This window comes from Kitasatospora sp. NPDC057542 (assembly GCF_042801945.1).
Lineage (GTDB): Bacteria > Actinomycetota > Actinomycetes > Streptomycetales > Streptomycetaceae > Kitasatospora.
In genome coordinates this window covers 1-11,435 of sequence record NZ_JBHVFE010000286.1, presented here as the reverse complement: position 1 = coordinate 11,435, position 11,435 = coordinate 1, and the positions used below count along the sequence as shown (strand labels likewise).

6 protein-coding genes are annotated in these 11,435 nt (G+C 71.2%); all 6 read left to right on the top strand.

All coding sequences use genetic code 11. From position 1 onward, the window contains the following. Nucleotides 1-104 precede the first annotated feature (104 nt). Nucleotides 105-1,076, top strand: a complete 972-nt coding sequence (gene lgt / locus ACFU7Y_RS29175) for a prolipoprotein diacylglyceryl transferase (RefSeq protein WP_380770185.1) — start codon at nucleotides 105-107, stop codon at nucleotides 1,074-1,076. A 147-nt stretch (nucleotides 1,077-1,223) separates the two neighbouring features. Then, complete coding sequence (locus ACFU7Y_RS29170; protein ID WP_224275505.1) at nucleotides 1,224-1,961, top strand: VIT1/CCC1 transporter family protein; 738 nt, start codon at nucleotides 1,224-1,226, stop codon at nucleotides 1,959-1,961. A 418-nt stretch (nucleotides 1,962-2,379) separates the two neighbouring features. Further along, entirely contained in the window at nucleotides 2,380-7,020 is a 4,641-nt protein-coding gene (gltB, locus tag ACFU7Y_RS29165) for a glutamate synthase large subunit (RefSeq protein ID WP_380770187.1), read from the top strand. Further along, on the top strand, nucleotides 7,013-8,473 hold the full coding sequence (locus tag ACFU7Y_RS29160) for a glutamate synthase subunit beta (protein ID WP_224275502.1): 1,461 nt from the start codon (nucleotides 7,013-7,015) through the stop codon (nucleotides 8,471-8,473). The genes gltB and ACFU7Y_RS29160 overlap by 8 nt, the downstream gene beginning before the upstream one ends. A gap of 373 nt (nucleotides 8,474-8,846) precedes the next feature. Next, nucleotides 8,847-9,713, top strand: coding sequence for a helix-turn-helix transcriptional regulator (locus ACFU7Y_RS29155; protein ID WP_224275501.1), 867 nt, complete (start codon nucleotides 8,847-8,849; stop codon nucleotides 9,711-9,713). Nucleotides 9,714-9,762: 49 nt separating this feature from the next. Next, a complete protein-coding gene (locus ACFU7Y_RS29150) occupies nucleotides 9,763-11,220 on the top strand; it encodes an aldehyde dehydrogenase family protein (protein ID WP_380770183.1) in 1,458 nt (485 codons plus the stop codon). The last annotated feature ends 215 nt before the right edge of the window (nucleotides 11,221-11,435 follow it).

Sequence of the window (11,435 nt, the reverse complement as noted above, 5' to 3'; positions counted from 1 at the left end):
CCGCCCCCTCCCCGTCCGGAGGGGGCGGCGCCGCCCGTTGTTCGATTTCTGTGACCCCAAGGGTGTCCGAGCGGGCCTTCGGACCCTGTAGCGTCGGAACTGCCATGGATATCGCCTACATTCCCAGCCCGTCGCGGGGCGTCCTGTACCTCGGACCGATCCCGCTGCGCGCCTACGCCTTCTGCATCATCCTCGGTGTCGTCGTCGCCGTCTGGCTCGGCAGCAAGCGCTGGGTCGCCAGGGGCGGCGCCAAGCACACCGTCGGCGACATCGCCGTGTGGGCCGTGCCCTTCGGCCTGGTCGGCGGCCGCCTGTATCACGTGATCACCGACGGCGGCCGACTGTACTTCGCCGAGGGGAAGAACCCCTGGGACGCCCTCAAGATCTGGGAGGGCGGCCTCGGCATCTGGGGCGCGGTCGCACTGGGCGCGGTCGGCGCCTGGATCGGCGCCCGACGCCGGGGCGTGCCGCTGCCCGCGTACGCCGACGCCATCGCGCCGGGCATCGCGCTCGCGCAGGCGCTGGGCCGCTGGGGCAACTACTTCAACCAGGAGCTGTACGGCCGGTCGACCACCCTGCCGTGGGGCCTGGAGATCAACAGGACGCTGCCCGACGGCGAAGTCGTGAAGGGCGTCTACCACCCGACCTTCCTGTACGAGTCGCTGTGGTGCGTCGGTGTCGCGCTGCTGGTGATCTGGGCGGACCGCCGGTTCAAGCTGGGCCACGGCCGGGTGTTCGCGCTGTACGTGGCCGCGTACACGGTGGGCCGGTTCTGGACCGAGTGGCTGCGGATCGACGAGGCGCACGTCTACCTCGGCCTGCGGCTGAACGACTGGGTGTCCATCGCGGTGTTCATCGGCGCCGTGGCGTACTTCGTGATCGTGGGGAAGAAGCGGCCCGGGCGGGAGGATCCGGCGAGCATCGATCCGGCCGCGCACGTGGCGGAGGACGCCCAGGCCGAGGGGAAGAGCGACGAGAAGGGCAAGGGGAAGCCGGTACCGCGCAAGCCCGCGGAGCCCGAGGACGAGAAGGTGGCCGCCGAAGCGGTCGGCGAGGACGCCAGGAACCCGATCTGACCTGGGACTTCCCCCGGCTGAGGCCACCCTTCGCGAGGTTTGCGAAGGGTGGCCTCAGTGGTGTTCGGACAGCCTTACTTTGCTGGAAATGCCCAGGTCAGACGGGCTACGTTCGGGGCTGACGAACGACGACGGAGGGGAACGACGATGAGTGCGATCGCTGTGGAAGCCGATGCCGGACACCAGCCCCGGATACCCGCGGCCGACCACCACCGGGATGTCAACGGCGGTTGGCTGCGGCCGGCCGTGTTCGGTGCGGTGGACGGGCTGGTGTCCAACTTCGCGCTGATGACCGGGGTGGTCGGCGGTGCGGCGTCCAACGGGACGGTGATCCTGACCGGGCTGGCGGGCCTGGCGGCCGGCGCCTGCTCGATGGCGGCGGGGGAGTACACCTCGGTGGCCTCGCAGCGGGAGCTGGTGCAGGCCGAGATCGAGGCCGAGCGGCTGGAGCTGAGCCGCAACCCGCACGGGGAGCTGGCCGAGCTGGCCCAGCTGTACGTCTCGCGCGGGGTGGACCCGGAGCTGGCCCACGAGGTGGCCCGGCAGCTGTCCGCGGACCCGGAGCTGGCCCTGGAGGTGCACGCCCGCGAGGAGCTGGGCATCGACCCGACCGAGCTGCCCTCGCCGCTGGTGGCGGCCGGCTCGTCGTTCCTGTTCTTCGCGCTCGGTGCGCTGCTGCCGCTGCTGCCGTACCTGCTGGGGGCGACCTCGCTGCTGCCCGCACTGCTTCTGGCGGGGGCCGGGCTGTTCCTGTGCGGCGCGGTGGTGGCCCGGGTGACGGCGCGCAGCTGGTGGTTCAGCGGGCTGCGGCAGCTGGTGCTGGGCAGCGCGGCGGCCGGGGTGACCTACCTGCTCGGGTGGCTGATCGGCGGCCACGTGGGGTGACCGGCAACCGTGCATGGTTATGCTGGACAGTGAGTGACGTTTCACACATGGGCATCGGGCAGCTCCTGGCCTAGTCTCATCATTCGGGCCCCCGTGCCGCGGATTCGCAACCGCGGACGGGCTCCCGAGATGGATTCGCAGGCGCCCATGATCGGCTCCGGTGGCGATCCGGTTTCGCCCCTGTTTCAGGCCGTGGACGGTTGGGCACAATCGTCGGGACGTGCACTGTGGCACGCCCTCCTCACACAGCCCCTGACCAGCGCATCATCCCGCCATGTGGACGGGGTATTCCGCTTCTCGGGATCACGGGCATCATGTAACTTGCACGACACCGCACCATCGCATCAGGGCCAACGTCGTCCCTCCTTGCACCACTTGCCGAAAGACGACGACGGGAGAGCCGATGCTGTCTGCATCCATGCACTCCGCCAACGAGCCCCAGGCCGGCGCCGCCCGCCGGCCGTACGCGCTCGTGCCGGATGCGCGACCTGCTGCCCAGGGCCTGTACGACCCGCGGAACGAGCACGACGCCTGTGGCGTCGGTTTCGTCGCCACACTGACCGGCATCGCCGACCACACCATCGTCGAGCAGGCGTTGAACGTCCTGCGCAACCTGGAGCACCGCGGCGCCACCGGCGCCGAGCCGGACTCCGGTGACGGTGCGGGCATCCTGACCCAGATCCCGGACGCCTTCCTGCGCGGGAAGGTCTCCTTCGAACTCCCGGCGGCCGGGTCCTACGCCGTCGGCATCGCCTTCCTGCCGGACACGGACGAGGCCGACGCCGCCGTCGCGCGGATCGAGTCCATCGCCGCCGAAGAGGGGCTGACCGTCCTCGGCTGGCGCGACGTGCCGGTCACCCCGGACCTGCTCGGTGCCACCGCGCGCAGCGTGATGCCGCGGTTCCGCCAGCTCTTCCTCGCGTCGGAGCCCACCGGGCAGGGCCCGGCCGGTGACGGCAAGGCCGGCATCGAGCTGGACCGGGTCGCCTTCGTGGTCCGCAAGCGCGCCGAGCGCGAGGCCGGGGTGTACTTCCCGTCGCTGTCCGCGCGCACCATCGTCTACAAGGGCATGCTGACCACCGGCCAGCTGGAGCCCTTCTTCCCCGACCTGTCGGACCGCACCTACGCCTCCGCCATCGGCCTGGTGCACTCGCGGTTCTCCACCAACACCTTCCCGAGCTGGCCGCTCGCCCATCCGTACCGCTTCGTCGCGCACAACGGCGAGATCAACACGGTCAAGGGCAACCGCAACTGGATGCGGGCCCGGGAGTCGCAGCTGGCCACCGACCTCATCCCCGCCAACAGGAACGGGCAGGGCCTGGAGCGGATCTTCCCGATCTGCACCCCGGAGCACTCCGACTCCGCCTCCTTCGACGAGGTCCTGGAACTGCTCCACCTCGGCGGCCGCTCGCTGCCGCACTCGGTGCTGATGATGATCCCGGAGGCGTGGGAGAACCACGCCACCATGAACCCGGCCCGCCGCGCCTTCTACCAGTACCACTCCAACCTGATGGAGCCCTGGGACGGCCCGGCCTGCGTCACCTTCACCGACGGCACCCAGATCGGCGCCGTGCTCGACCGCAACGGCCTGCGCCCGGCCCGGTACTGGATCACCGAGGACGGCCTGGTCGTCCTCTCCTCCGAGGTCGGCGTGCTCGACATCGACCAGGAGAAGGTCGCCAAGAAGGGCCGCCTCCAGCCCGGCCGGATGTTCCTGGTGGACACCGCCGAGGGCCGGATCGTCGAGGACGAGGAGATCAAGTCCGCCCTCGCCGCCGAGCACCCGTACGAGGAGTGGGTCGGCGCCGGGCAGATCCAGCTCGCCAAGCTGCCCGAGCGCGAGCACATCGCGCACACCCACGCCTCCGTCACCCGCCGCCAGCAGACCTTCGGGTACACCGAGGAGGAGCTGCGGGTCATCCTCGCGCCGATGGCGCGCACCGGCGCCGAGGCGCTCGGCTCGATGGGCACCGACTCGCCGATCGCCGCGCTGAGCGAGCGGCCGCGCCTGCTGTTCGACTACTTCGTGCAGCTCTTCGCGCAGGTCACCAACCCGCCGCTGGACGCCATCCGCGAGGAACTCGTCACCTCGCTGCTGTCCAACCTCGGCCCCGAGGGCAACCTGCTGGCCGCCGAGTCCGCCTCCTGCCGCTCGGTCGGCATCACCTTCCCGGTGATCGACAACGACGAGCTGGCCAAGCTCGTCCACATCAACGCCGACGGCGACCAGCCCGGCCTCAAGGCCGTCACGCTCTCCGGCCTCTACAAGGTCGCCTCCGGCGGCGAGGGCCTGGCCTCCCGGCTGGCCGCGATCGCCGCCGAGGCCGACGCCGCGATCGCCGACGGCGCCCGGATCATCGTGCTCTCCGACCGGCACTCGGACGCCGAGCACGCGCCGATCCCCTCGCTGCTGCTCACCTCGGCCGTTCACCACCACCTGATCCGCACCAAGCAGCGCACCCAGGTGTCGCTGCTGGTCGAGGCGGGCGACGTCCGCGAGGTGCACCACGTCGCGCTGCTGATCGGCTACGGCGCCGGGGCGGTCAACCCGTACCTGGCGATGGAGTCGGTCGAGGACCTGGTCGCCCAGGGCACGTATCTGAACGAGGGGGGCATCGCGGGCGTCGAGCCCGAGAAGGCGATCCGGAACCTGATCAGGGCGCTCGGCAAGGGCGTGCTCAAGGTCATGTCCAAGATGGGCATCTCGACCGTCGCCTCCTACCGCGGCGCCCAGGTCTTCGAGGCCATCGGCCTCTCCCAGGACCTGGTCGACGGCTACTTCGCCGGCACCACCACCAAGCTCGGCGGCATCGGCCTGGAGGAGATCGCCCGCGAGACGGCCGCCCGGCACGCCAAGGCGTACCCGGCCTCCGGCATCCCGGCCGCGCACCGCGCGCTGGAGATCGGCGGCGAGTACCAGTGGCGCCGCGAGGGCGAGCCGCACCTGTTCGACCCGGACACCGTCTTCCGGCTCCAGCACTCCACCCGCAACCGCCGGTACGACATCTTCAAGCAGTACACGGACCGGGTGAACGAGCAGTCCGAGCGGCTGATGACGCTGCGCGGTCTGTTCCAGCTGGACGGCCTCGGGCGGGAGCCGGTCCCGGTCGAGGAGGTCGAACCGGTCTCCGAGATCGTCAAGCGCTTCTCCACCGGCGCCATGTCGTACGGCTCGATCTCGCGCGAGGCGCACGAGACCCTGGCCATCGCGATGAACCGCCTCGGCGGCAAGTCCAACACCGGCGAGGGCGGCGAGGACCCGGAGCGGCTGTACGACCCGGAGCGCCGCTCGGCGATCAAGCAGGTCGCCTCCGGCCGGTTCGGCGTCACCTCCGAGTACCTCGTCAACGCGGACGACATCCAGATCAAGATGGCCCAGGGCGCCAAGCCCGGCGAGGGCGGCCAGCTGCCCGGCCACAAGGTGTACCCGTGGGTCGCCAGGACCCGGCACTCCACCCCGGGTGTCGGCCTGATCTCGCCGCCGCCGCACCACGACATCTACTCCATCGAGGACCTGGCGCAGCTGATCCACGACCTCAAGAACGCCAACCCCGCGGCCCGCATCCACGTGAAGCTGGTGTCCGAGGTCGGCGTCGGGACGGTCGCCGCGGGTGTGTCCAAGGCGCACGCGGACGTCGTCCTGGTGTCGGGGCACGACGGCGGGACGGGCGCCTCGCCGCTCACCTCGCTGAAGCACGCGGGCGGGCCCTGGGAGCTCGGGCTCGCGGAGACCCAGCAGACGCTGCTGCTCAACGGGCTGCGCGACCGCATCGTCGTCCAGACCGACGGCCAGCTGAAGACCGGCCGCGACGTGGTGATCGCCGCGCTGCTCGGCGCCGAGGAGTTCGGCTTCGCGACCGCCCCGCTGGTGGTCTCCGGCTGCATCATGATGCGCGTCTGCCACCTGGACACCTGCCCGGTCGGCGTCGCCACCCAGAATCCGGTGCTGCGCGAGCGGTTCTCCGGCAAGCCCGAATTCGTGGTCAACTTCTTCGAGTTCATCGCCGAGGAGGTCCGGGAGATCCTGGCCTCGCTGGGCTTCCGCTCGATCGAGGAGGCCGTCGGCCACGCCGAGCACATCGACGCCCGCGCCGCGATCGACCACTGGAAGGCGGCCGGGCTGGACCTCGCCCCGCTGTTCCACGTGCCGGCGCTGCCCGAGGGCGCCGCCCGGCACCGCACCACCACCCAGGACCACGCGCTGGACAAGGCCCTGGACAACCAGCTGATCGCGCTGGCCGAGGACGCCCTGGAGCGCGGCGACACCGTCCGCATCCAGCTGCCGATCCGCAACGTCAACCGCACGGTCGGCACCATGCTCGGCCACGAGGTGACCAAGCGGTACCGGGGCGAGGGCCTGCCGGAGGGGACCATCGACGTCACCTTCACCGGCTCCGCCGGGCAGTCCTTCGGCGCGTTCCTGCCGCGCGGCGTGACGCTGCGCCTGGAGGGCGACGCCAACGACTACGTCGGCAAGGGCCTCTCGGGCGGCGTGGTCGTCGTCCGCCCGGCCCGCGAGGCGGCGGCCATCGGCAACGACGCGCAGAACCACGTCATCGCCGGCAACACCATCGGCTACGGCGCCACCTCGGGCCGCGTCCACCTGCGAGGCAAGGCCGGCGAGCGCTTCGCCGTCCGCAACTCCGGGGCCACCCTGGTGGTCGAAGGCGTGGGCGACCACGGCCTGGAGTACATGACCGGCGGCCGGGTCGTCGTCCTCGGCGAGACCGGACGCAACCTCGCGGCGGGCATGTCCGGCGGCATCGCGTACGTCCTGGACCTGCGCCCCGCGAACGTCAACGACGGCATGGTGGGCATCGAGGCCCCCACCGCCGCCGACCGCGACTGGCTGCGCGAGACCGTGCAGCAGCACTACGAGGAGACCGGCTCCACCGTCGCCGCCGAACTCCTGGCGGACTGGGGCAGTGGGGTCTCCCGCTTCTCCAAGATCATGCCGACCGACTACAAGGCAGTGCTCGCCGCCAAGGACGCCGCTGAGCGCGACGGCCTCTCCGAGGCCGAGACCACTCGCAAGATGATGGAGGCGGCTAATGGCTGACCCCAAGGGCTTCCTGACCACGCCCAAGCAGCCGGCGGAGCGCCGCCCGGTCGACGTCCGGATCAAGGACTGGAACGAGGTCTACGTCGAGCGCAGCCTCCTGCCGATCATCACCAAGCAGGCCGGCCGCTGCATGGACTGCGGCATCCCGTTCTGCCACAACGGCTGCCCGCTCGGAAACCTCATCCCCGAGTGGAACGACCTGGCCTACCGGGACGACTTCGCCGGGGCGATCGAACGGCTGCACGCCACCAACAACTTCCCGGAGTTCACGGGCCGCCTGTGCCCGGCCCCGTGCGAGTCCGCGTGCGTCCTCGGCATCAACCAGGACGCGGTGACCATCAAGAACGTCGAGGTCACCATCATCGACAAGGCCTGGGACCGGGGTGGGGTCACCCCGCAGGTGCCCGAGCGGCTGTCCGGCAAGACCGTCGCCGTGGTGGGCTCCGGCCCGGCCGGCCTCGCCGCCGCCCAGCAGCTCACCCGGGCCGGGCACACCGTGGTGGTGTACGAGCGGGCCGACCGGATCGGCGGACTGCTGCGCTACGGCATCCCCGAGTTCAAGATGGAGAAGCGCCACATCAACCGCCGCATCGAGCAGATGCGGGCGGAGGGCACCCGGTTCCGCACCGGCGTGCACGTCGGCGAGGACATCACCGGGCAGCAGCTGCGCGAGCGCTTCGACGCCGTGGTGGTCGCGGCCGGCGCCACGACCGCCCGCGACCTGCCGGTGCCCGGGCGCGAGCTCAAGGGCGTGTACCAGGCCATGGAGTACCTGCCGCTGGCCAACAAGGTGCAGGAGGGCGACTTCGTCGAGTCGCCGATCAGCGCCAAGGGCAAGCACGTGGTGGTGATCGGCGGCGGCGACACCGGCGCGGACTGCGTCGGCACCGCGCACCGGCAGGGGGCGGCCTCCGTCACCCAGCTGGAGATCATGCCGCGGCCCGGCGAGGAGCGGCCCGGCCACCAGCCGTGGCCGACCATGCCGATGACGTACAAGGTCACCTCCGCGCACGAGGAGGGCGGCGAGCGGATCTACTCCGTCAGCACCACCCACTTCAGCGGCGACGAGGACGGCAACGTCCGGGAACTGCACCTGGTCGAGGTGGAGTTCAAGGACGGCCGGTTCGAGCCGGTGCCGGGCACCGAGCGGGCCGTCCCGGCGCAGCTGGTCACCCTGGCCATGGGCTTCACCGGGACGGACGTGAGGAACGGGCTGGTCGAGCAGCTGGGAGTGGACCTCGACGCGCGCGGTAACATTGCCCGCGATGGCCGGTTCGCCACCAATGTCGATGGCGTGTACGTCTGCGGAGACGCCGGCCGTGGCCAGTCGTTGATCGTCTGGGCCATCGCGGAGGGCCGTTCGGCCGCCGCCGCGGTGGACGGATACCTGGGCGGCAAGACCCCGCTTCCGGCCCCGATCCGGCCCACGGACCGCCCCCTGGTGGTCTGACGGGCGGACGGTCCCGACCGGCCCCCACCGAACGCCCGGCGCCGCATCGCCGGGAGCTCAACCCGCTGCCCCCGCCAGTGTCGCCGGGCCAACGCGGTCTCCTGGCGCCTGCCCTCTTCCCCGACCAGTTGGAGGGCGGGCGCCGTCGCGTTCTCCGGGGAAGGTCCGCTCGGCTTGCGGCGATCGGGAGGCGTCGGAGCACACCGGGGGAGACGACCGGGCGCGGCTCCGGGGTTGCGTCAACCGTCGGACAAACGTGCGAAGTTGTCCGAGGCCCGGCGTGATCCCGAACAGTAGGCTGTTGTTCGTCGGTGCCAGGTGGCAGACTGCCGCCGACGGCCGGGGGGCTGGGCTAGTGCGGAGGTTGACTTCGATGGGCACGACTCAGGCAGGCGGGGGCGCCACCGTACGGCGGCTGCTGCTCGGCACACAGCTGCGCAAGCTCCGCGAGGCCAGAGGCGTCAGCCGGGAGGAGGCCGGGTACTCGATCCGGGCCTCCGAGTCCAAGATCAGCCGGATGGAGCTGGGCCGGGTCGGCTTCAAGGAGCGCGACGTGGCCGACCTGCTGACCCTGTACGGGGTCGAGGCCGAGCAGGAGCGCGCCACCGTCCTCGGGCTGCTGCACGATGCCAACGCCAGCTCCTGGTGGCACGAGTACGGGGACGTGCTGCCCGGCTGGTTCCAGAACTACCTGGGGCTGGAGGAGGCCGCGGCCGAGATCCGCAGCTACGAGGTCCAGTTCGTCCACGGGCTGCTCCAGACCGCCGACTACGCCCGGGCAGTGGTCACCGCCGGCGGCCACGCCAACGGGCCGGAGGAGATCGAGCGCCGGGTCGACGTACGGCTCAGGCGGCAGGCGGTGCTGACCGGCGAGCAGGCACCGCAACTGGTCGCGGTGCTGGACGAGGCCGCGCTGCGCCGGCCCTGGGGCGGGCCGGAGCAGATGCGCGGCCAGCTGGACCGGCTGCTGGAGCTCGGCGAGCTGCCCAACGTCCGGCTCCAGGTGCTGCCGCTGGGCAACGCCGGGCTGAGCGCGGAGAGCGGCGCCTTCACCGTCCTGGGCTTCGCCGAGGCCGAGTTGGCGGACGTCGTGTACCTGGAGCAGTTCACCACCGCGCTCTACCTCGACAAACCCGCCGAGGTGGCCGAGTACCGGCAGGCGATGGACGACCTGGTCGCCGACAGCCTGAGCCCGGAGCGGACCCGTGAACTTCTGCAAGCGGTGCGCCAGGAGTTGTAGTACGTCAGTACGATGAATTTCCATCAGGTCGGTGCATGAGAGGGATCAGATGTCGTACTTCTCCGAGTTGGCGCTGCAGTACATCGATGGTGAGTGGCGCACTGGCAGTGGCTCCTGGGACATCGTGGACGTCGACCCCTACACCGGCGACAAGCTCGCCACCATCACCGTCGCCACCGTCGCCGAGGTCGATCTGGCCTACCGCGCCGCCGAGCGCGCCCAGAAGGAGTGGGCCGCCACCAACCCGTACCAGCGGCGGCTGGTGTTCGAGCGCGCGCTGCGACTGCTGGAGGACCGCGAGCCGGAGATCGTCCGGGCGATCATGACCGAGCTCGGCGGCACCGCGCTGAAGGCGGGCTTCGAGCTGTCGCTGGTCAAGGACGTGCTGCGGGAGTGCCTGCACCTGTCGGTGGCCTCCGAGGGCCGGCTGCTGGCCTCGCCCGCCCCGGGCCGGGAGAACCGGCTCTACCGGCTGCCGGTCGGCGTGGTCGGCGTGATCAGCCCGTTCAACTTCCCGCTGTTCCTGGCGCTCAAGGCCGTCGGCCCGGCGCTCGCGCTCGGCAACGGCGTCGTCCTCAAGCCGCACCAGGAGACCCCGGTGGTCGGCGGCGGGCTGATCGCGAAGCTCTTCGAGGACGCGGGGCTGCCGCCCGGCCTGCTGAACGTGGTGGTCACCGACATCGCCGAGATCGGCGACAGCTTCATCGAGCACCCGGTGCCCAAGGTGATCTCCTTCACCGGCTCCGACAAGGTCGGCCGGCACGTCGCCACCGTCGCCGCCGCGCACTTCAAGCGGACGGTCCTGGAGCTCGGCGGCAACAGCGCGCTGATCGTGCTGGACGACGCCGACGTGGACCACGCCGTGGACGCCGCGGTGTTCAGCCGCTTCGTCCACCAGGGGCAGGTCTGCATGGCCGCCAACCGGGTGCTGGTGGACCGCGGCATCGAGGCCGAGTTCACCGAGAAGTTCGTCGCCAAGGTCGCCTCGCTCACCGTCGGCGACCCGAAGGACCCGGCCACCCACATCGGCCCGCTGATCAACTCCGTCCAGGCCGACGTCCTCTCCGCCCAGGTCGACCAGGCGGTCGCGGCCGGCGCCACCGCGCTGCTGCGCGGCAGCACGGTCGGCAGCCTGATGGCGCCGACGGTGCTCACCGGCCTGGCGGAGGACGCGCCGATCCTGCGGAACGAGCTCTTCGGCCCGGTCGTGCTGCTGGTGCCCTTCGAGGGCGAGGACGAGGCCGTGCGGCTCGCCAACAACACGCCGTTCGGGCTCAGCGGCGCGGTGCACACCGCGAACATCGAGCGCGGCGTGAAGCTCGCCCAGCGGATCGAGACCGGCATGATCCACGTCAACGGCGGCACCATCGCCGACGAGCCGGGCGTGCCCTTCGGCGGCGAGAAGAACTCCGGCGTCGGCCGCCTCAACGGCGAGTCCACGGTGGACGCCTTCACCACCCTGAAGTGGATCTCCGTCCAGCACGAGCGCGCGGTCTTCCCCTTCTGATCCGGGGGTGCCGAACGCGCGGGTCTCCTGGCGGCAGCCGCCGGGAGGCCCGCGCTGCCTGACCGTTCAGGCCGGGTGGCGGATCAGGCCGTCGGTGGCGAGTTCGAAGCCGAAGGGGGCCGGGATCGGGACAAGATCGCCGAACTCACCGTTGCGAGCCGTCCGACAGTGGCCGGTTCGACGGGGAGACGGTCTCCACCGGACAGGCCGAAAGC

What these genes read in the sequence shown, in the direction of transcription:
- lgt (WP_380770185.1), top strand. Translation starts at nt 105, where the DNA reads ATGGATATCGCCTACATTCCCAGCCCGTCGCGGGGCGTCCTGTACCTC.
- ACFU7Y_RS29170 (WP_224275505.1), top strand. Translation starts at nt 1,224, where the DNA reads ATGAGTGCGATCGCTGTGGAAGCCGATGCCGGACACCAGCCCCGGATA.
- gltB (WP_380770187.1), top strand. Translation starts at nt 2,380, where the DNA reads ATGCACTCCGCCAACGAGCCCCAGGCCGGCGCCGCCCGCCGGCCGTAC.
- ACFU7Y_RS29160 (WP_224275502.1), top strand. Translation starts at nt 7,013, where the DNA reads ATGGCTGACCCCAAGGGCTTCCTGACCACGCCCAAGCAGCCGGCGGAG.
- ACFU7Y_RS29155 (WP_224275501.1), top strand. Translation starts at nt 8,847, where the DNA reads ATGGGCACGACTCAGGCAGGCGGGGGCGCCACCGTACGGCGGCTGCTG.
- ACFU7Y_RS29150 (WP_380770183.1), top strand. Translation starts at nt 9,763, where the DNA reads ATGTCGTACTTCTCCGAGTTGGCGCTGCAGTACATCGATGGTGAGTGG.